20 protein-coding genes are annotated in these 20413 nt (G+C 72.5%); 16 read left to right on the top strand and 4 right to left on the bottom strand.

Annotated features, from left to right (window positions below; translation table 11 throughout):
• The first annotated feature begins 3 nt into the window (after positions 1-3).
• The gene (locus IF54_RS0109165; protein WP_030316399.1) at positions 4-225 is read left to right on the top strand and encodes a DUF397 domain-containing protein; all 222 of its coding nucleotides are present in this window, start codon (positions 4-6) and stop codon (positions 223-225) included.
• A gap of 38 nt (positions 226-263) precedes the next feature.
• Here IF54_RS0109165 and IF54_RS0109160 read toward each other — a convergent pair whose 3' ends face one another.
• Positions 264-1391, bottom strand: a complete 1128-nt coding sequence (locus IF54_RS0109160) for an 8-amino-7-oxononanoate synthase (RefSeq protein WP_030316398.1) — start codon at positions 1389-1391, stop codon at positions 264-266.
• Between the two features lie 148 nt (positions 1392-1539).
• Here IF54_RS0109160 and bioB point away from each other — a divergent pair, with 148 nt between their 5' ends.
• Genes bioB through bioD form a run of 3 tightly spaced genes read left to right on the top strand, consistent with a single transcriptional unit; the run spans position 1540 to position 4760 of the window.
• Positions 1540-2766: a biotin synthase BioB gene (gene bioB, locus IF54_RS0109155; protein ID WP_030316393.1), complete on the top strand. Its 1227-nt coding sequence runs from the start codon at positions 1540-1542 to the stop codon at positions 2764-2766.
• Positions 2759-4042: an adenosylmethionine--8-amino-7-oxononanoate transaminase gene (locus IF54_RS0109150; RefSeq protein WP_030316391.1), complete on the top strand. Its 1284-nt coding sequence runs from the start codon at positions 2759-2761 to the stop codon at positions 4040-4042. The genes bioB and IF54_RS0109150 overlap by 8 nt, the downstream gene beginning before the upstream one ends.
• 1 nt (position 4043) lies before the next feature.
• Positions 4044-4760, top strand: coding sequence for a dethiobiotin synthase (gene bioD, locus IF54_RS0109145; protein ID WP_030316389.1), 717 nt, complete (start codon positions 4044-4046; stop codon positions 4758-4760).
• 139 nt (positions 4761-4899) lie between these two features.
• Here the strand turns inward: bioD and IF54_RS0109140 are convergent, their stop codons facing one another.
• Positions 4900-7143, bottom strand: coding sequence for a helix-turn-helix domain-containing protein (locus tag IF54_RS0109140; protein WP_199821193.1), 2244 nt, complete (start codon positions 7141-7143; stop codon positions 4900-4902).
• 169 nt (positions 7144-7312) lie between these two features.
• Here IF54_RS0109140 and IF54_RS0109135 point away from each other — a divergent pair, with 169 nt between their 5' ends.
• Entirely contained in the window at positions 7313-7999 is a 687-nt protein-coding gene (locus IF54_RS0109135; RefSeq protein ID WP_030316385.1) for an esterase/lipase family protein, read from the top strand.
• Positions 8000-8073: 74 nt separating this feature from the next.
• Positions 8074-8763 carry a class I SAM-dependent methyltransferase gene (locus tag IF54_RS0109130; protein ID WP_030316382.1) on the top strand — a complete coding sequence of 230 codons (690 nt, stop codon included), beginning with the start codon at positions 8074-8076 and terminating at the stop codon, positions 8761-8763.
• A 106-nt stretch (positions 8764-8869) separates the two neighbouring features.
• On the opposite strand, the gene IF54_RS0109125 is transcribed toward IF54_RS0109130, so the two are convergent.
• Positions 8870-9244 (bottom strand): hypothetical protein, encoded by a 375-nt coding sequence (locus IF54_RS0109125; RefSeq protein WP_020140474.1) that lies wholly within the window; start codon positions 9242-9244, stop codon positions 8870-8872.
• Positions 9241-9474, bottom strand: coding sequence for a hypothetical protein (locus IF54_RS0109120; RefSeq protein WP_030316380.1), 234 nt, complete (start codon positions 9472-9474; stop codon positions 9241-9243). The genes IF54_RS0109125 and IF54_RS0109120 overlap by 4 nt, the downstream gene beginning before the upstream one ends.
• A 177-nt stretch (positions 9475-9651) precedes the next feature.
• On the opposite strand from IF54_RS0109120, the gene IF54_RS0109115 reads away from it, so the two are divergent.
• From IF54_RS0109115 to mug, 10 genes are all read left to right on the top strand, one after another.
• Positions 9652-10515 (top strand): ABC transporter ATP-binding protein, encoded by an 864-nt coding sequence (locus IF54_RS0109115; protein ID WP_030316378.1) that lies wholly within the window; start codon positions 9652-9654, stop codon positions 10513-10515.
• Positions 10516-10519: 4 nt separating this feature from the next.
• The gene (locus tag IF54_RS0109110) at positions 10520-13087 is read left to right on the top strand and encodes an ABC transporter permease (RefSeq protein WP_030316376.1); all 2568 of its coding nucleotides are present in this window, start codon (positions 10520-10522) and stop codon (positions 13085-13087) included.
• A 49-nt stretch (positions 13088-13136) separates the two neighbouring features.
• Entirely contained in the window at positions 13137-14162 is a 1026-nt protein-coding gene (locus tag IF54_RS0109105) for an LLM class F420-dependent oxidoreductase (RefSeq protein WP_078851915.1), read from the top strand.
• Positions 14163-14301: 139 nt separating this feature from the next.
• Entirely contained in the window at positions 14302-14727 is a 426-nt protein-coding gene (locus IF54_RS0109100; protein ID WP_030316373.1) for a GNAT family N-acetyltransferase, read from the top strand.
• Between the two features lie 49 nt (positions 14728-14776).
• Positions 14777-16138 carry a hemolysin family protein gene (locus tag IF54_RS0109095; RefSeq protein WP_030316371.1) on the top strand — a complete coding sequence of 454 codons (1362 nt, stop codon included), beginning with the start codon at positions 14777-14779 and terminating at the stop codon, positions 16136-16138.
• Positions 16135-17148 carry a hemolysin family protein gene (locus tag IF54_RS0109090; RefSeq protein ID WP_030316369.1) on the top strand — a complete coding sequence of 338 codons (1014 nt, stop codon included), beginning with the start codon at positions 16135-16137 and terminating at the stop codon, positions 17146-17148. Before IF54_RS0109095 ends, IF54_RS0109090 begins: the two co-directional genes overlap by 4 nt.
• A gap of 69 nt (positions 17149-17217) precedes the next feature.
• A complete protein-coding gene (locus tag IF54_RS0109085) occupies positions 17218-17991 on the top strand; it encodes an SGNH/GDSL hydrolase family protein (RefSeq protein ID WP_030316367.1) in 774 nt (257 codons plus the stop codon).
• Positions 17992-17997: 6 nt separating this feature from the next.
• Positions 17998-18339, top strand: a complete 342-nt coding sequence (locus IF54_RS0109080) for a DUF4326 domain-containing protein (protein WP_030316364.1) — start codon at positions 17998-18000, stop codon at positions 18337-18339.
• A 59-nt stretch (positions 18340-18398) separates the two neighbouring features.
• Complete coding sequence (purB, locus tag IF54_RS0109075; protein ID WP_030316361.1) at positions 18399-19838, top strand: adenylosuccinate lyase; 1440 nt, start codon at positions 18399-18401, stop codon at positions 19836-19838.
• A 44-nt stretch (positions 19839-19882) separates the two neighbouring features.
• Positions 19883-20383, top strand: coding sequence for a G/U mismatch-specific DNA glycosylase (gene mug / locus IF54_RS0109070; RefSeq protein ID WP_030316359.1), 501 nt, complete (start codon positions 19883-19885; stop codon positions 20381-20383).
• Positions 20384-20413: the final 30 nt, after the last annotated feature.

Genomic DNA, 20413 nt, shown 5'->3' with positions numbered 1-20413 from the left:
ACCATGTCTGCACTGCCTCGGCACGTTCCTTCCAGTACCGATCTGCGTGAAGTGCGGTGGCTGCGCAGCAGTTACAGCACCGGAGCGAACAACTGCGTCGAGACGGCGAGGCCGTCGGCCGGGCCCTGGGCCGGGCTGCTCGCCGTCCGCGACTCCAAGAACCCGGACGGACCCGCGCTGCTCTTCTCCCCCGAGAGCTGGGCGGGCTTCACAGCCGCGTTCTGACCCTCAGTCCATCCGGCGCACGGCCGTGTCACGCCGACTCATGGTCGTGTCCCGCCGATCACCTGTACAGCGCGTTCGATCTGCTCCTCGGTGAGGTCGGCGCGGGCGGTCAGCCTGAGCCGTGAGATCCCGTCGGGCACGGACGGGGGCCGGAAACAGCCCACGAACAGCCCGGCCGCACGGCAGTCGGCCGCCCACCGCACGGCCTCCTCCGGGGAGGGTGCCCGCACCGAGACCACCGCGGCGTCCGGACGTACCGCTTCCAGACCCGCGGCGGTCAGGCGTGCGTGCAGTCCGGTCGCCACCTCACGCGCGCGTGCGGCCCGTTCGGGTTCACGGCCGAGCAGCCGCAGGGCCGCGAGGGCGGCTCCCGCCGCCGCGGGGGCCAGACCGGTGTCGAAGATGAACGTCCGTGCCGCGTTGACCAGGTGCTCGATCACCCGTGCGGGGCCGAGCACGGCTCCGCCCTGGCTGCCGAGCGACTTGGACAGCGTGACCGTGACGACCACGTCGTCGGCGCCCGCGAGTCCCGCCGCGTGCGGGGCCCCGCGGCCGCCGGCGCCGAGCACGCCCAGGCCGTGGGCGTCGTCGACGACCAGGCCCGCGCCGCGCTCCCGGCATGCCTCGGCGAGGCCGGCCAGGGGCGCGGCGTCGCCGTCGACGGAGAAGACGGTGTCGGAGACGGCGAGCGCGGGACCGTCGTGCGTACCGAGCGCCTTGCGGAGGGCGTCCGGGTCGGCGTGCGCGACCACCTGGGTCGTGCCGCGGGCCAGCCGGCAGCCGTCGATGAGGGAGGCGTGGTTGCCCGCGTCGGAGACGATCAGCGAGCCGTGCGGGGCGAGCGCGGTGACGGCGGCGAGGTTGGCCGCGTAGCCGGAGGAGAAGACGAGCGCGGCCTCGAAGCCGCAGAAGGCGGCCAGCTCGCGTTCGAGCGCGGTGTGCAGTTCGGTGGTGCCGGTGACGAGCCGGGACCCGGTCGCGCCGGCGCCCCAGGTCCGGGCTGCCTCCTGCGCCCCCGCCACGACCTCGGGGTGGCGGGCCAGGCCCAGGTAGTCGTTGCTCGCGAGATCGAGCAGCGGCGAGTCGGCCGGGCGGGGCCGCAGGCTCCGTACGAGTCCGGCCCGTCGGCGCGCCGCCGCCTGCTCGTCGATCCAGCCGAACGCCATGGCTCCTCCGGGGCTTTTGTAGACAACGAACAGACCCTAGTGGCAGTGAACCTCACCCACGGTGTGGCAATACCCACACGTCGATGCGGGTGTGTTGTGCGATCCCTACCTTGGCCCGGGGCGGGTCCGTAGGACAGGATCGGCTCTCATGGACCTGCTGAACACGCTGGTGGACAAGGGGCTTCGGCGCGAGCTGCCGACCCGCGAGGAGGCGCTGGCCGTACTGGCCACGTCCGACGACGAGCTGCTCGATGTGGTGACGGCGGCCGGGAAGGTGCGCCGGCACTGGTTCGGGCGGCGGGTGAAACTCAACTATCTCGTCAACCTGAAGTCCGGGCTGTGCCCCGAGGACTGCTCCTACTGCTCCCAGCGGCTCGGGTCCTCGACCGGCATCCTGAAGTACACCTGGCTCAAGCCCGAGCAGGCCTCCGAGGCCGCCGCGGCCGGGCTGGCCGGCGGCGCCAAGCGGGTCTGCCTGGTGGCGTCCGGGCGCGGCCCGACCGACCGGGACGTGGACCGGGTCGCCGGCACCATCAAGGCGATCAAGGAGCAGAACGAGGGCGTCGAGGTGTGCGCCTGTCTCGGCCTGCTGTCCGACGGCCAGGCCGAGCGGCTGCGCGAGGCGGGCGCGGACGCCTACAACCACAACCTGAACACGTCCGAGTCGACCTACGGCGACATCACGACCACCCACACCTACGCCGACCGGGTCGACACCGTGAACAAGGCGCACGCGGCCGGCCTGTCCGCCTGCTCCGGCCTGATCGCCGGCATGGGCGAGTCCGACGAGGACCTCGTGGACGTCGTCTACTCGCTGCGCGAGCTGGACCCCGACTCGGTTCCGGTCAACTTCCTGATCCCGGTCGAGGGCACCCCGCTGGCCAAGGAGTGGAACCTCACCCCGCAGCGCTGTCTGCGGATCCTCGCGATGGTCCGCTTCGTCTGCCCGGACGTGGAGGTCCGCATCGCGGGCGGCCGCGAGGTCCACCTGCGTACCATGCAGCCCCTCGCCCTGCACCTCGCCAACTCGATCTTCCTCGGCGACTACCTCACCACCGAGGGCCAGGCCGGCAAGGCCGACCTGGAGATGATCGCCGACGCCGGGTTCGAGGTGGAGGGCGCGGGTGAGGTGACGCTGCCGGAGCACCGGGTGACGGCCGGGGGCGGCTGCGGGTCGCATGAAACCGGCGGCTGCGGCTCTCACGAGGGCGGCGGCTGCGGCTCGGAGGCGGCCGAGAGCGCCGGTTGCGGGTCGCACGCGGGCGGTGGCGTCTGCGGTACGGCCGCCTCGGCCCCGGCGGTGAGCGAGCCCCGGACGGATCTGGTCGCCGTACGCCGCCGTGGTGCCGGTACGGATCTCGCGCCCAATGCCTGATCTGCCCGGCCTGCCGGTGTCGGAACTGCTCGCGCTCGACCGGCGGCACGTGTGGCATCCGTACGGTCCGATGCCCGGCCGGGTCGACCCGCTCGTCGTGAAGTCGGCGAGCGGGGTGCGGCTGCGCACCTCCTCCGGTGACCTCGTGGACGGCATGTCCTCCTGGTGGTCGGCCATCCACGGCTACAACCACCCGGTGCTGAACGAGGCCGCCCGGGAGCAGCTCGGGCGGATGAGCCATGTGATGTTCGGCGGGCTCACCCACGAGCCCGCCGTCCGGCTGGCGAAGCTCCTTGTCGACATGTCTCCCGAGGGGCTCGAGCATGTCTTCCTGGCCGACTCGGGGTCCGTGTCGGTCGAGGTCGCGGTGAAGATGTGCCTCCAGTACTGGCGCTCACTGGGCCGCAGCGGCAAGCAGCGCCTGCTGACGTGGCGCGGCGGCTACCACGGGGACACCTGGCAGCCGATGTCGGTGTGCGACCCCGAGGGCGGGATGCACGAGCTGTGGTCCGGGGTGCTGCCCCGCCAGGTGTTCGTGGACGCGCCCCCGGCCGGGTACGAGGAGGCGTACGCCGAGCAGCTGCGGGCGGCGATCGAGCGGCACGCGGACGAGCTGGCCGCGGTGATCGTGGAGCCGGTGGTGCAGGGCGCGGGCGGGATGCGGTTCCACTCCCCCGCGTATCTGCGGGTGCTGCGCGAGGCGTGCGACGCCCACGACGTGCTGCTGGTGTTCGACGAGATCGCGACCGGGTTCGGTCGCACGGGCGCGCTGTTCGCGGCGGAGCACGCGGCGGTGACGCCGGACGTGATGTGCGTGGGCAAGGCGCTGACCGGTGGCTACCTGACGATGGCGGCGACGTTGTGCACGCCCCGGGTGGCCGAGGGGATCTCGCGGGGCGAGGTTCCGGTGCTGGCGCACGGCCCGACCTTCATGGGCAACCCGCTGGCCGCCTCGGTGGCCTGCGCCTCGATCGGGCTGCTGCTCCGGCAGGACTGGCTCGCGGAGGTCAAGCGGATCGAGGCGGGGTTGCGGGAGGGGCTGGCACCGGCCCGCGAGCTCCCGGGCGTGCGGGACGTACGGGTTCTGGGCGCCATCGGGGTCGTGCAGCTGGACCACGAGGTCGACATGAGGGCCGCCACGGAGGCCGCCGTACGCGAGGGTGTGTGGCTGCGCCCGTTCCGCGACCTCGTCTACACGATGCCGCCGTACGTCACCGGCGACGAGGACGTGGCACGGATCGCGCGCGCGGTGTGCGCGGCGGCGAAGGAGGGATGACATGCCGGTCCTGGTGATCACGGGCACGGGCACGGAGGTCGGCAAGACGGTCACCACGGCCGCCGTCGCCGCGGCGGCGCTCGCGGCGGGGCGGACGGTCGCCGTCCTGAAGGCCGCGCAGACCGGCGTACGGCCGGACGAGGCCGGGGACGTCGAGGAGGTGGCCCGGCTCGCGGGATCCGTGACGAAGGCCGAACTGGCCCGTTTTCCCGAGCCGTTGGCCCCGGCGACGGCTGCGCGCAGGGCCGCTCTCGAACCGGTCCGCCCTGCCGGGATCGCCGAGGCCGCCGCCAAGCTGGCCACCGAGCACGACCTGGTACTGGTGGAGGGGGCGGGCGGGCTGCTCGTCCGCTTCGACGAGGCGGGCGGGACTCTGGCCGACGCGGCGGAGCTGCTGCGGGCGCCGGTCCTGGTCGTGGCGTCGGCGGGTCTGGGCACGCTCAACACCACCGAACTGACGGCCCGTGAACTGCGCCGCCGCCTACTGGACTTGGCGGGTGTGGTGATCGGCAGCTGGCCCGACTCCCCCGACCTCGCCTCGCGGTGCAATGTCGCGGACCTGCCGGAGGTGTCCGGGGCCCCGCTGCTCGGCGCGCTGCCGGCCGGGGCGGGGCGGCTCGCGCCCGCCGACTTCCGTGCGGCGGCGCCGAGTTGGCTGGCACCGCGGCTGGACGGGACGTGGGACGCGGAGGCGTTCGGGGTGCGCGAGGCGGGCTGATCCGTCGAGGGGCCTCACCTCTGGGTGCAGGCCGTCAGGAGACCGGCAGCCTTACCCTGAGCGCAGCCCGTCAGGCACTGCGGCCTTACCCTGAGCGCAGCCCGTCGGGAAACTGCGGCCTCACCCTGGGCGCAGGCCGTCAGGGGACCTCGCTGCCGGCGATGAGCCGTACCAGGTCGATGCGTGAGCGGATGCCCAACCGGGTGAACACGCCCCGCAGATGGTGGTCGATCGTGCGGGGGCTGAGGGCCAGGCGGGCGGCGATCTCGCGGTTGGTGGCGCCCTCGGCGACCATGCGGGCGACCAGCAGTTGCTGGGCGGTGAGGCGGGCGGCCGGATCGACGGAGTGGGTCGGGGCGGCGGGGACACCCAGGGCGCGGAGTTCGGCTCTCGCCCGGGCGGCGCAGTGCGGTGCCCCGAAGTGGTCGAAGGCTTCGAGGGCACTGTGGAGCCGGTCCCGGGCCTCCGTGCGGTGCCGCAGACGGCGCAGGGCGCTGCCGAACAGGAGCTCGGTGCGGGCGCGTTCGAAGTCCCGGGTGCCGCGGGCATGCAGGGCGAGGGCCGTGCGGTAGTGCTCGACGGCCTCCTCTCCCGGCGCCAGCAGGGCCCGGCAGCGGGCGCTCAGGGCCAGGTCGTCGGGGCTGCGCACGGCCGTCGCCCAGCGGTGGTAGTCGGCGTGGGCGGCGCGCGCGATCCGGGTGTCACCGGTGCGGACGGCGGCCTCGACGTAGTGCGGGGTGGCCAGGTGCCGGATGGCCCGGTGTCCGTGGCCGGGGCCGAACCCGGCGAGGGCCCGCAGCCGGGCCGCCGCACCGGCGAAGCGGCCGTCGGTGAGGTCGAGGAAGGCGAGCGCCCACTGGGCGAGGGCGGCAGGCAGGCCGAGGCCCCGGGCGAGGGCGTACGACCGTGCGGCGGCGGCCTGTTCACGGCAGACGTCGGCGTCACCGGTGATCGCCGCGAACATGGCGAGGGCGGCCCGGAGGTGGCAGGCGCCGTTGTCCTGGCCGGTGGCGTACGCCTGGTGCAGGGCCTCCGTCGCGGCGGCCCGGCCTGCTTGCGGGCGGCCCGTCCAGAAGTCGGCGTAGGCACGGAACTCCATGGCCTGCGCCTGGGCGCCGGTCGCGCCCCGGGCACGGGCGGAGGCTGCGGCGCGCAGGGTCGCGGTGGCGGCGCGGGTGTGGTCGCCGAGCATCAGCGAGGCGATGCCGGCGTGGACGAGGAGGGTGGGATCCCCGCCCGGCCCGCAGCGCCCGGCGGCCGCCTGGAGGAGGTCGCGGGCGTCCTCGTACCGCCCCTCGAAGGCGGCGGCGAGTCCCCCGAGGGTGCCGGGCGACGCGACCCCGAGCCGCTCGGCCATCCGGGCCGCCTCGCGGCAGCGCCGCAGGTCGCCGGTGTAGACGGCGGCTTCGGTGGCGCGGGCGAGGAGGTGGGCGGCGGGGTCGAAGGGCACGCCTTTGCCTCCTGACCTCCCCGTGTCCCCTGACCTCCCCGTGTCCCCTGACCTCCCCCGGTCGCCTGACGTCCCGTCCCCGTCCCCGTCCCCGTCCCCGTCCGGAGGATCGTTCCGTCTTCCCGGTCTCGCCCGCTGCGCCACCGCGCCCAGCAGCGCGTCGAACGCCTCCGTGGCGTTGCCCGCCCGGAGCGCGAACAGTCCCGGGAGCGCGTCGTCCGCCGTGCCGTCGGCCACCAGGCGGCGGGCCCGGTCGCCGTCGCCGGCCTGCCAGGCGTCGGCGGCGGCACGTGTCACCAGACGCGAGCGCTCCGCAGGATCCGGACAGAGCGCGGCAGCCCGCTCCAACAGAGCTCGTGCCAGGGCGGGTTGACCGGTGCGGCGAGCCTTGCCGGCCGCACCCCGCAACTCCGCCACCAGCCGTGCGCTCGGGCCCAGCGCGCCCGCGCCACGGTGCCAGGAACGCCGGGGCGACTCGCCGTCTCCGTGCAGCACCCTGGCCAGCAGGCGGTGGACGTCACGGCGGTCGGCCGGGGACCCGGACTCGTACGCGGCGATCCTCGTCCAGGTGTCCCGGAAGACCACACCCCCGGTGCCGAAGTGCGCCACGCCCGCGGTCTCCGCTCGCTCCAGCGGGCGGGTGTCGAGGCGGGCGGCGGTGGCGGCCCGGGAGAAGGCGTGGGTTGCGACCGGGTACTGGTCGGCCGCCGCGAGGAGCAGCAGCAGGCGGGTGTCGTCGGGCAGGGACCGGATCTCCGCGCGTAGTGCGCGCAGCAACTGCGGTGCGAGCGAGGCGGGTTCGGTGGGGAGCGGGTCGAGGCCGGCCGACTGGCGGTCGCTCAGCAGCGTCACGAGCTCGGCGGCGGCATGCGGATCGCCGTAAACGGAATGCAGCAGCCGTACCCTCACGCCCTCGGGAAGCGCCTGGATCACGCGTCTCGGTGGCGAAGTACGGCTCGGATGCGGAGGGTTCACCGGAGTCACCACGCAACTCACGTTACTGGCGAGTTAATTGACCCGTAAAGACCGGCGATTTCGCCGATGCCACGCGCGTGGACCCGGCCCGACACTCCTGGCAACCCCACCCGTTTCAGGAGGCATCATGCAGCGCTTCAGGCGTCGCATCGCCGTGGCCGGCACGGCCGTGGTCTCTTCGCTCCTTCTGGCCCTCTCCCTCGCCGCGGTCCCCGCGCAGGCGGCGAGCCACAACCCGATCGTGTTCGTGCACGGTCTCAGCAGCGATGCGAGCAGCTGGGACGACTGGATCGCCGACTTCAAGGCGGACGGCTACAGCGCGTCCGAGCTGGACGCCTGGTCGTACAGCTGGTCCCAGTCGAACGTCACCACCGCGCAGCAGCTGGCCAGCGAGGTCCAGCGGGTCCTGAAGGCGACCGGCGCCTCCAAGGTCGACCTGGTCACCCACTCCATGGGTGCGCTGAGCGCCCGCTACTACCTGAAGAACCTGGGCGGCACGGCGTACGTGGACGACTTCGTGTCGGCGGCCGGCGTCAACCACGGGACGACCACGGCCTCCTGGTGCGCGTGGCTGTACACCTCGTGCGCGGAGATGAACACCGGCAGCTCCTTCCTCACCGCCCTCAACTCCGGTGACGAGACGCCGGGCAGCGTCTCCTACGCCAGTTACTGGTCCAACTGCGACGACGCCCTCACCCCGGACACCACGGCGATCCTGAACGGCGCGACGAACGTCGAGGTGGGATGCATTTCGCACACCGACATGAACAACGACCACGGCGTCTACCAGCAGGTGCGCGCCTTCGTGCAGTAGCTGCCCGAGGGAGTGCGACGGGGTCCCACGGGGGACAATCGCGGTAGGACCCGTCCTCGGTGAGGGAGGCTGTCATGCCGCTACGGTCCGCCGGCACCGGCAAGGTGTCCCGGGATCCCGTCCACCATCCGCTCTTCGCCCGGTACTACGCGCGGGCCAGCGTCGCCGCCGAGACAAGGCTGGGCATGGCCGGCGTGCGTCGGCGTCTGCTCGCCGGGCTGTCGGGGCGGGTGATCGAGATCGGCGCGGGCAACGGTCTGAACTTCGCGCACTATCCGGGCACGGTCTCCGAGGTCGTGGCGATCGAACCGGAGCGCCGGCTGCGGCAGTCGGCCGTGGAGTCCGCCCTGCGCTCCGAGGTGCCGGTCGATGTGGTGCCGGGCACCGCGGAGGCGCTGCCGGTCAAGAGCGAGGCCTTCGACGCCGTGGTCGTCTCGCTGGTGCTGTGCAGTGTGCGCGACGTGCCCCGTGCGCTGAGCGAGGCACGGCGGGTGCTGCGGCCGGGCGGGACCGTGCGGTTCTTCGAGCACGGCACGGGCGGCGGGCCCGCGATGCGCTTCACCCAGCGCGCCCTCGACCGGACGGTGTGGCCGCTGTTGAGCGGCGGCTGCCATCTGGCCCGCGACCCGGTCGGGGCACTGCGCGAGGCCGGGTTCGAACTCGGCCCCTACCGGCGGGTGTTGCTGCCGGAGAAGGGTCCGAAGCTGCCCCCGTCCTTCTGCGTGCTCGGCACCGCGTGGCGTCCCTCACCGGGGGACGGCTGATCACAGGGCCGTTCTTGAGGACGGCTGATCACAAGGCCGTTCTTGAGGACGGCTGATCACAGGGCCGATTCCGCAGCTCGCAGAGCCCGCTTCCGCGGCTCACGGATCACAACGTCCACTTCCGCAGCTCACGCGCGATGTCGTGCACCGAGGCGTCGCCCTTCTTGGCCACCTTGGCGAGATCACGGACGAGCACCGGCGAGGTGACGACCCTGAGGCCGCTGGCGACGAGGTAGGCGTAGGCGACCGCACAGGCGAAGAGCGCGTTCGTGCGCTCCAACGCCGGGACGTGGATGAGGAGTTGCAGCAGGGCGGCGGCGCGCAGATGCGGGTTGTCGTAGACGGGGATGTCGAAGATCTCTGCCTCGTGCCGCGCCACGGCGGCGACGAGGGCACCCCAGTCGGTGACCTGGGGATCGCCCGGGGTCTTCTGCTCGGCGAGCATGAGCAGCCACGCGAGATCGATGTGCAGATCGCTCAACGACCCTCGTCTTCCTTGCCGTCCTTGCCGAACTCCTCCACGAAGACGGACTCGTACTGCTTCATGAAGTCGGCCGCGGCCTCGACGAAGGCCTGCCCCGCCTCTCCGGTGTCCTTCATGACCAGCTCCTCGATGTAGCGGTTGACGCTCACGCCACGGGCGAGGGCACGTTCACGGGCGGCGCGGGCGGTGCCCTCGTCCACCCGCACGTTCAACTGAGTCTTCGCCATACCTAGAAGCTAGCGCCGATCCGCTAGCACCGGCAAGGGGGGTCCAGGACAGGGCGGAAGGATGGCCCTTGCACGGGGTGTCCCTTACATCGGTGTCAGGGGCCCGACCTGGGAGGGAGGGCGCCTCGACCGCAAGGGGGATATCGGGTGTGGGGCGGATCACATTACCCTCGGCCCATGGCCACTGCTGCGGAGGACGCCCCCGAGACCGCTCCGACCGACGGGATCGCGGCCCGCGCCCGCGGTCTGACCAAGGCGTACGGCGGCGGCGAGACGGCCGTGCTCGCGCTGGACGCCGTGGACGTCGACATCGCGCGCGGTCGCTTCACCGCCGTCATGGGGCCCTCGGGCTCCGGGAAGTCCACGTTGATGCACTGCCTGGCGGGGCTCGACACCGTCTCGGGAGGGCAGGTGTGGCTCGGCGACACCGAGATCACCGGGCTGAAGGATCGCGAGCTGACCCGGCTGCGCCGGGACCGGATCGGGTTCATGTTCCAGTCGTTCAATCTGATCCCGACACTGAACGCGGCCGAGAACATCACTCTGCCCATGGACATCGCGGGCAAGAAGCCCGACGAGAAGTGGCTGGACCAGGTCATCGACACCCTGGGGCTGCGGGACCGCCTGGGGCACCGGCCCGCGCAGCTGTCCGGCGGTCAGCAGCAGCGGGTCGCGTGCGCCCGGGCGCTGGCCTCCCGGCCCGAGCTGATCTTCGCGGACGAACCGACCGGAAACCTCGACTCGCGGGCGGGCCTGGAGGTGCTCGGCTTTCTGCGCGAGGCGGTCGACCAGCTGGGCCAGACCGTCGTCATGGTCACCCACGACCCGGGCGCCGCCGCCCACTCCGACCTGGTGCTCTTCCTCGGCGACGGACGGATCGTGGACAGCATGGAGCGGCCCACGGCCGAGGCGGTGCTGGAGCGCATGAAGCGGTTCGACGTGATCCGGGGCCAGTCCTCCCCCGGGGACGGCGGCTCCTCCCCCGGGAGCGGTGGCCCGGACGACGGCACCCCCGACGACGTGAACCTCGACAAGGACTGACCCCGTGCTGAAGGCGACACTGCGCAGTTTCCTCGCCCACAAGGGGCGGCTGGTCCTCTCCGCCCTGGCCGTCGTCCTGTCCGTGGCCTTCGTCTCGGGCAGCCTGATCTTCTCCGACACCCTGAGCCGTACCTTCGACCGGCTCTTCGCCTCGTCCGCGCCCGACCTCACGGTCAGCCCGAAGGAAGACCTCAAGGAGGCCGTCCCCTCCGGGACCACGGCCACCCTGCCGGCCGCGCTCGCCGACCGGGTGGCCCGGGTCGACGGCGTCGGGGCGGCCCGCTTCGACGCCGAGTCCGACGGGATCACCGTCGTCGACTCCCGGAACGAGTCGGTGGGCTCGACCACCGGCGCTCCCACCATCGGCACCGACTGGAACCCGACCTCGCGCAGCCCGGTGAAGCTCACGTCGGGGCACGCCCCGCACGGCGCCGACGAGGCCCTGGTCGACTCGGAGACCGCCGACCGCAAGAACCTGCGGATCGGTGACCCGCTGACCGTGATCGCGGCTCCCGGCTCGTTCAAGGTGCGGATCGTGGGCATCGTCACCTTCACCACCACCAACCCCGGTGCCTCGCTGGTCTACCTGGACCCGCCGACCGCGCAGACGAAGCTGCTCGGCTCCGCCTCCGCCGCCACCAGCATCTCCGTGGACGCCGCCGACGGGGTGAGCAACGACCAGCTCAAGCAGCGGGTGGCCGCGGCGCTCGGCACGGGCACCTACGAGTACCGGACCGCCGCCGAACAGGCGAAGTCGGACATCGACCAACTCGGCGGATTTCTCGACGTCATCAAATACGTGATGCTCGGATTCGCCGGAATCGCCGTCCTGGTCGGTGTCTTCCTCATCGTCAACACCTTCTCGATGCTGATCGCCCAACGCACCCGTGAACTGGGCCTGTTGCGCGCCCTCGGCGCCGACCGGCGGCAGGTCCGGCGCTCGGTGCTCACCGAGGCGACCCTGCTCGGCCTGGTCGCCTCGACGGTCGGGCTGGCCGCGGGCATCGGGCTGGCGGTCGGGCTCATCGCCCTGATGAACGCCTTCGGCATGAACATCGACACCGGGGAGATGGCCGTCGGCTGGGGCACGCCCGTGGCGGCGTACGTCGTCGGCGTGGGCGTCACCTTCGTCGCGGCCTACCTCCCGGCCCGGCGGGCGGCCGGTGTCTCCCCCATGGCGGCCCTCGCGGACGCCGAGATCGCCGGGATCGGACGGCCGTTGAAGGTCCGCGGGATCGTGGGCGGCCTGGTGGGCGCGGCGGGCGCCGCCGCACTCGTGGGGTGCGTGCTCGCGTCGAGGACGGCGACGGCGGCCTCGCTGCTCGGCCTCGGTGTGGTCCTGACGCTCCTCGCGACCGTGATCGCGGGGCCGCTGCTGGTGCGGCCGGTGATCCGGGTGCTGGGCGGCGCATTCCCGGCGCTCTTCGGCCCGGTCGGGCGGATGAGCCAGCGCAACGCCCTGCGCAACCCCCGCCGCACCGGCGCCACCGCCGCCGCCCTCATGGTCGGACTCGCCCTGGTCGGCGGGATGTCGGTGGCCAGCGCCTCGATGTCGAAGTCCTTCGACGACCAGATCGACAAGACCCTGGGCGCCGACTTCGTCGTGCAGAACGGCAACTTCCTGCCCTTCCCGCAGGAGGTCACGGACGCGGTGCGGAAGACCGAGGGCGCCGGGCTCGTCGTACGGTCGAGGTTCGCGCCCGTCGCCGTGACGCTGCCGGACGGCAAGCGCATCGAGACGACCGCCGCGGGCTACGACCCTCGGCTCGACGAGGTCGCCCACATCACCTACGCGCGGGGCGACACCGCGGCCGCGCTCGCACCCGGGCACCTGGCCATGGACCTGGACTTCGCGCGCGACCACGACGTGAAGGTCGGCAGCGCAATCCCCGTCGAGTTCCAGGGCGGGCGCCGGACCGAGCTGACCGTCGGGGCCCTCACCGACCAGGACTCCGCGGACGGGTTCGGGACGCAGGGCGGGATCTACTTCGGCCTGGACACGCTGGAGCGGTTCGCGCCGGGCGGCCAGGAGTCCGCGCTCTACGTCAACGCCGCCTCCGGTACGAGCGCGGACCGGCTGCGCACGGCACTGGAGCGGACGCTGGACCGGTATCCGCAGGTCCAGGTGCGCGACCTGGCCGACTACAAGGACCTGGTGCACGACCAGATCGCGGTCCTGCTCTACCTCGTGTACGCGCTGCTCGGACTGGCGATCGTCATCGCGGTGCTCGGGGTGGTCAACACCCTCGCCCTGTCGGTCGTGGAGCGCACCCGGGAGATCGGGCTGCTGCGCGCGATCGGGCTGGCCCGGCGTCAGCTGCGCCGGATGATCCGACTGGAGTCGGTGGTCATCGCGGTGTTCGGCGCGGTGCTGGGGCTGGCACTGGGGCTGGTGTGGGGGGTGTGCACCCAGCAGGTGCTGGCGCTCCAGGGCATGAACGCGCTGGCGATCCCCTGGGGCACGCTCGTGGCGGTCGTCGTCGGCTCGGCGGTGGTGGGCGTCGTCGCGGCGCTGCTGCCGGCCCTGCGCGCCTCGCGCATGAACGTACTGGCGGCCATCGCGCACGAATGACGGCATCGTGGGGCAGGAAACTCAAGTCGCTTACTGCTGAGGAGAGTTCATGCCCCGCGCCGATCAGCCTCGCCTAGATGAGCCGCACCCCGATCAACCACGCCCTGATGAGCCGCGCTCCGATCAGTCCCGCCCCGATCAGTCCCGCCCCGATCGGTCCCGCCTCGATCAGTCCCACCCCGTCCGGCCGCGCCCCTTCCGCTTCGCCGTCAATCTGACCGCCGCCGCCACCGACGAAGCCTGGCGTTCCAGGTGCCGGCAGGCCGAGGAGCTCGGGTACGATGTGATCCTGGTCCCCGACCATCTCGGCAAGGTCGCGCCCTTCCCGGCGCTGGTCGCGGCGGCGGAGGTCACCGAGCGGCCACGGCTCGGCACGTTCGTCCTCAACGCGGGCTTCTGGAACCCGGCACTGCTCGCCCGCGAGGTCGCCACGGTGGACGCCCTCACCGGGGGCCGCCTCGAACTGGGCCTGGGCACCGGCTATGTGCAGTCCGAGCACGACCGGGCCGGGCTGCCCTTCGGGTCGGCGGGTGAGCGGGTGGACCATCTCCGGCACACTGTCGAGGAGTTGGAGCGGCTGCTGTCGGCCGAGGACCATGTGCCGCGGCCGGTGCAGCGGCCCCGGGTGCCCCTGCTGATCGGCGGGATCGGCAACCGGATGCTGCGGCTGTCCGCCGAGCACGCCGACATCACGGCCTTCACAGGGGCGACGCTGGTGCCGGGGAACACGACCGGCAAGCTGATCCCGACCACCGCCGAGCAACTCGACGAACGCGTCGCGCACTACCGGCGACTGGCCGAGGGCCGCAAGGAACCGGCCGAGCTGAACCTGCTCGTCCAGACGGTGGTCGTCACCGACGACCGGGAGGCCGTCGCCACCCCGTTCCTGCACCGGTTCCCGGACCTCACCCTCCAGCAGGCCCTCGACCTGCCCATCATCCTGATCGGCACGGTCGAGGAGATCGTGGCGCAGGTGCTGGCACAGCGCGAGAGGTACGGCTTCACGTATCTGACGGTGCTGGAGGCGTCCATGGAGGCGTTCGCCCCGGTGCTGGCGGAGCTGCGGGGACGGTAGTCGCCGAAGCCGGGTCCTGCGGGGACGGTAGTCGCCGAAGCCGGGTCCTGCGGGGCGGTACCGGCGGAGCCGCCGGGCGGCGGACGTCCGGATGGTGGAATTCCGGGTGCCGCGCCGTCCCGGGTGATGGGATCGCCGTATGACCGACCTGCGGATACGGGCCGCCGTGCCCGACGATCTGGACACCGTGCTGGCCTTCTGGAAGCGGGCCGCCGAAGGCACGAGCATCAGCGACGACCGGGACGGCGTGGAGCGCCTGGTGTCCCGCGACCCCGAGGCGCTGATCCTCGCGGAGCTCGACGGTGAGCTGGTGGGGACGGTGATCGCGGGCTTCGACGGCTGGCGGTGCCATCTGTACCGGCTCGCGGTGCACCCCGGGCGCAGGCGTCGGGGCATCGGGGCCGCGCTGCTCGCGGCCGCCGAGGAACGTTTCGTACGGCTGGGCGGGCGGCGCGGGGACGCGATGGTGCTGGTGCGCAACGAAACCGCACAGCACGCGTGGCGCGCCGCTGGGTATGCGCCCGAGGAGAAGTGGCGGCGCTGGGTGAAGCCCTTCGCCGGCTAGGACGGGCGATCCTGGGGACCCTGTCCGATCATGGGACGGAGGTGACCCGATGACCGAAGTGCTCCTCCTGCTGGTCGCGATTCTGCTGTCGCTCGCCTGCGGTGCCTTCGTGGCCGCGGAGTTCTCGCTGACGACGGTCGAGCGCGGACAGCTGGAGCGTGCGGTGGAGCGCGGCGAGCGGGGCGCGTCCGGCGCTCTGAAAGCCGTACGGAATCTGACGTTCCAGCTGTCCGGGGCGCAGCTCGGGATCACCGTCACCAACCTGGTCGTCGGCATGCTCGCCGAACCGTCGATCGCGGCGCTGATCGCCGGGCCGCTGGAAGCGCTCGGGATCCCGGCGTCCACGTCGAGGTCGCTGGCACTGGTGCTCGGCACCGCGCTGTCCACCGTGTTCCTGATGGTGGTGGGCGAGCTGGTGCCGAAGAACTGGGCGATCTCCTCGCCGCTGGCGGTGGCCAAGCGGGTGGGCCCCGCGCAGAGCTGGTTCAGCGCGGCCTTCCGCCCCTTCATCACGCATCTCAACAGCACCGCCAACCGGGTCGTACGGCGCTTCGGCGTGGAGCCCGCGGAGGAGCTGGCCTCGGCGCGCGGGCCGCAGGAGCTGGCGGCGCTCGCCCGGCACTCCGCGCGCGCGGGCGCGCTGGAGGCGGACACCGCCGAACTGTTCGTGCGCACGCTCAACCTCGCCGACCTGACGGCGGAGAACGTGATGACCCCGCGCGTGCAGGTGGTCGCCCTCGACGTCCAGGCGACCTGCGAGGACGTGGCGAACGTGACCCGCGCGACCGGGCTGTCCCGGTTCCCCGTCTACCGCGGCAGCCTGGACTCGGTGGTGGGCATCGCGCACATCAAGGACGTGCTCGCGGTGCCGGCCGATCGGCGGCCCCGGGCCTCCGTCGCCGAGCTGCTGCGCGAGCCGCTGCTGGTGCCGGAGTCCCTCACCGTGGACCGGCTGCTGGACCGGCTGTCCGGCAAGCGGACGATGGCGGTCGTCATCGACGAGTACGGCGGGACGGCGGGTGTGGCCACGCTGGAGGACATCGTCGAGGAAGTGGTCGGCGAGGTCCGGGACGAGCACGACCCGCACGAGACCCCCGACCTCGCCCCCGCCGGCACCGACGACGAGGGCAGGCAGCTGTTCCACGCCGACGGTTCGGCCCGGACGGACCAGCTCGCCCGGGTGGGTCTGCGGCCGCCCGAGGGGCCGTACGAGACGCTGGCCGGACTGGTGGCGACGGAGCTCGGGCGGATCCCGGCCGTCGGCGACTCGGTGGAGGTCGCCGGCTGGCGGCTGGAGGTGGTGGACGCACAGGGGCGCCGGGCCGCGCGGGTGCTGCTGCACGCGTCGCCGATCGACAGCTCCGGGGAGTCCGAAGGGGTCGTCCGGGAGTCCGGGGAGGGGGCCGAATGACCGTCGTCCAGTTGCTGATCGGTCTGGCGACCCTCGTCGTCAACGCCTTCTTCGTCGGCGCCGAGTTCGCGCTGATCTCGGTGCGGCGCAGCCAGGTCGAGACCTACGCCGAGCAGGGCGACCGGCGGGCGAAGAGCGTGCTGTGGGGCCTGGAGCACGTCTCCGCGCTGATGGCGGCCGCGCAGCTCGGGATCACGCTGTGCACGCTGGTCCTGGGTGTGGTCGCGGAGCCGGCCATCGCGCATCTGCTGGAGCCGGTGTTCCACGCGGTGGGCGTGCCGGAGGGCGCGGGGCACGCGGTGTCCTTCGTCATCGCGCTGGCCCTGGCGACCTATCTGCACATGCTGCTCGGCGAGATGGTCCCGAAGAACATCGCGCTCGCGGAACCGGTGCGCAGCGCACTGATGCTGGGACCGCCCCTGGTCACCCTGGCGCGCGGGCTGCGCCCGGTGATCTTCGCGATCAACGCCTTCGCCAACGCCCTGCTGAAACTCCTGCGAGTGGAGACGAAGAACGAGGTCACGGCCACCTTCTCGGACGCCGAACTGGCCCGGATCGTCCGGGACTCCGGCGAGGCGGGCCTGATCGACGAGCGGGCACGGGAGCGGCTGCACGATGCGCTGGAACTGGGACGCCGGCCGGTGCGGGACGTGGTGATGCCCCTGGAACGGGTCGTGTACGCGCGCGTGGGCGTCACCCCGGAGCAGTTGGAGGCGCTGTCGGCCGAGTCCGGGTTCTCGCGCTTCCCGGTGGTGGACGAGGGGCGGCGGATCGTCGGCTATCTGCACGTCAAGGATGCGCTGGACGCCTCGCCGCGGGACCTGCCGTTCCCGGTGCGCGACATGCGGCCGATCGCCCGGATCCGGGAGAGCACACCCCTGGACGACGTGCTGACGGCGATGCGGCGCAGCCGGACCCATCTGGCGGCGGTCCTGGAAGCGGACGGGCGGCTGGCGGGCCTGGTGACGATGGAGGACGTGCTGCGGGAGCTGTTCGGCCGGCAGGTGTGAACTGCGACTGTGTGCGCCCCAGGGGCGACCGACCGTCGGGTATGTGCACGGGATACCATTTCTTCCGCCATGCAGACGAATCCCACTTACTCCAGCCTGGTCGCGGTTGGCGACTCCTTCACCGAGGGCATGTCGGACCTGCTCCCGGACGGCACCTACCGGGGCTGGGCCGACCTCCTCGCCGGCCGGATGGCCGCCGTGACGCCCGGCTTCCGCTACGCGAACCTCGCGGTGCGCGGCAAGCTGATCCAGCAGATCGTCGACGAGCAGGTCGACGTGGCCGCGGCGATGAAGGCGGACGTGATCACGCTGGTGGGCGGCCTGAACGACACCCTGCGGCCCAAGGTCGACATGGTCCGGGTGCGCGACCTGCTGACGGAGGCGGTGGAGCGACTCGCCCCGTCCTGCAAACAGCTGGTGCTGATGCGCAGCCCCGGCCGCCAGGGCCCGGTCCAGGCGCGTTTCCGGCCGCGCATGGAGGAGCTGTTCACGGTCGTCGACGAGCTCGCCGACCGGCACGGCGCGCTGGTCGTCGACCTGTACGGCGCCCCCTCGCTCTCCGACCAGCGCATGTGGGACGTGGACCGGCTGCACCTGACGGCCGAGGGCCACCGCCGCGTCGCCGAGGCCGTGTGGCAGTCCCTCGGCTACGACCCCGAGGACACCGAGTGGCGCACGCCGCTGCCGGCGACCGTGCCGCCGAAGTGGCTGGCCCGCCGGATCGCCGACGTCCGCTTCACCCGGCAGCATCTCCTGCCCTGGATCGGCCGGCGCCTGACGGGCCGCTCCTCGGGGGACGGCATGCCGCCCAAGCGCCCCGACCTCCTGCCCTACGACCGGTAGGACACCGTGCACACGCGCGTGGTCAACGTCCGGGGCCGGCTCCACGAGTACGGCCCCCGGCTGGAACACGCGCCCGCCGACCTCGTCTACGTCGGCCGCCGCTGGACGATGGGCGGCTGGGACCTGCCCAGGCACCCGCTCCACAACCCCTTCGCCTACGACACCCCCACGCGCCGCAGGGACGGCACGCGGGCCGAGGTGATGGCGAAGTACCGGGCATATCTGCTGGAGCGGCCGGATCTGCTCGCCCTGGTGCCCGAGCTGCGGGGCAGGGCGCTGGCCTGCTGGTGCGCACCCGCACCGTGCCACGCCGGTGTCCTGGCGGAGCTCGCGGAAACGCTCTCGTAGGTTCCGACGAACGGGGCCCCGGCGCTGGCCTGCACGAATCGCCAGTAGAATCCGTACACGTGACTGCTCCCGCCAAGCCCCGCATCCCGAACGTTCTCGCCGGCCGCTACGCCTCCGCCGAGCTCGCCACGCTCTGGTCGCCCGAGCAGAAGGTGAAGCTGGAGCGTCAGCTCTGGCTCGCCGTGCTGCGGGCGCAGAAGGACCTCGGGATCGAGGTGCCGGAGCAGGCGCTCGCCGACTACGAGCGGGTCCTGGACACCGTCGACCTGGCCTCGATCGCCGAGCGCGAGAAGGTCACGCGGCACGACGTGAAGGCGCGGATCGAGGAGTTCAACGACCTCGCCGGGCACGAGCAGGTCCACAAGGGCATGACCTCCCGCGACCTCACGGAGAACGTCGAGCAGCTCCAGATCCGGCTCTCCCTGGAGCTGATCCGCGACCGCGCGGTGGCGGTCCTGGCGCGTCTGGGCAAGCTCGCGGGCGAGTACGGCGAGCTCGTCATGGCAGGCCGCTCGCACAACGTGGCCGCGCAGGCCACCACCCTCGGCAAGCGTTTCGCGACCGCGGCCGACGAGCTGCTCGTGGCCTACGCGCGCGTGGAGGAGCTGCTCGGCCGCTACCCGCTGCGCGGCATCAAGGGCCCGGTCGGCACCGCGCAGGACATGCTGGACCTGCTGGGCGGGGACGCCGCCAAGCTGGCCGAGCTGGAGGACCGGATCGCCGGTCACCTGGGCTTCTCGCAGGCCTTCACCTCGGTCGGCCAGGTCTACCCGCGCTCACTGGACTACGAGGTCGTCACCGCGCTGGTGCAGCTGGCGGCAGCCCCGTCCTCGCTCGCCAAGACGATCCGGCTGATGGCCGGGCACGAGCTGGTCACCGAGGGCTTCAAGCCGGGCCAGGTCGGCTCCTCCGCGATGCCGCACAAGATGAACACGCGGTCCTGCGAGCGCGTCAACGGCCTCATGGTCATCCTGCGCGGCTACGCGTCGATGACCGGCGAGCTGGCGGGCGACCAGTGGAACGAGGGCGACGTGTCCTGCTCGGTGGTGCGCCGGGTCGCGCTGCCGGACGCGTTCTTCGCGCTCGACGGCCTCCTGGAGACCTTCCTGACCGTGCTCGACGAGTTCGGCGCCTTCCCGGCCGTCGTGGCCCGTGAGCTGGACCGCTACCTGCCGTTCCTCGCCACCACCAAGGTGCTGATGGGCGCGGTGCGCGCGGGCGTCGGGCGTGAGGTCGCGCACGAGGCGATCAAGGAGAACGCCGTCGCCTCCGCGCTGGCGATGCGCGAGCAGGGTGCCGAGCGCAACGAACTCCTCGACAAGCTGGCCGCCGACGAGCGCATCCCGCTCGACCGTGCCCAGCTCGACGAGCTGATGGCCGACAAGCTGTCCTTCACGGGTGCCGCGGCCGACCAGGTCGCCGTCGTGGTCGGCCGGATCGAGGAGATCGTCAAGCAGCACCCGGCCGCCGCGGGCTACACGCCGGGGGCGATCCTCTGACCCGGCTCACCCCCGCGGATCTGGAGGCCGCCCGCGACCGGCTCGTGCCGGATGTCGTCGCGGACGGTCTCCGCGTTCTGTTCTGCGGCATCAACCCCGGTCTGATGACCGCCGCGACCGGCCATCACTTCGCCCGTCCCGGAAACCGGTTCTGGCCGGTACTGCATCTGTCCGGGTTCACCCCAAGGCTCCTGAAGCCTTCGGAGCAGGGGGAGTTGCTGTCGTACGGGCTCGGCATCACCAATGTCGTGGCCCGTGCGTCGGCGCGGGCGGACGAGCTGAGCGCCGAGGAGTACCGCGAGGGCGGGCGGCTGCTGGCGGAGAAGGTGGCACGGTTGAAGCCGCGCTGGCTGGCCGTGGTGGGGGTGACCGCCTATCGCGCCGCTTTCGACGACCGCAAGGCACAGGTCGGGCCGCAGGAACGGACCATCGGCGACACACGCGTGTGGGTGCTGCCCAACCCGAGCGGCCTCAACGCGCACTGGACCGCGGCCACGATGGCGGAGGAGTTCGCCCGGCTGCGGGTGGCGGCGGAGCAGGGCTAGGGCCTGTCCTTGTGGCGCGATGGGCCCCTC

Source organism: Streptomyces sp. NRRL B-3229 (genome assembly GCF_000719505.1).
Lineage (GTDB): Bacteria > Actinomycetota > Actinomycetes > Streptomycetales > Streptomycetaceae > Streptomyces > Streptomyces griseorubiginosus.
The sequence above is the reverse complement of the archived record's forward strand: the minus strand, read 5'-3'. Positions and strand labels throughout refer to the sequence as shown.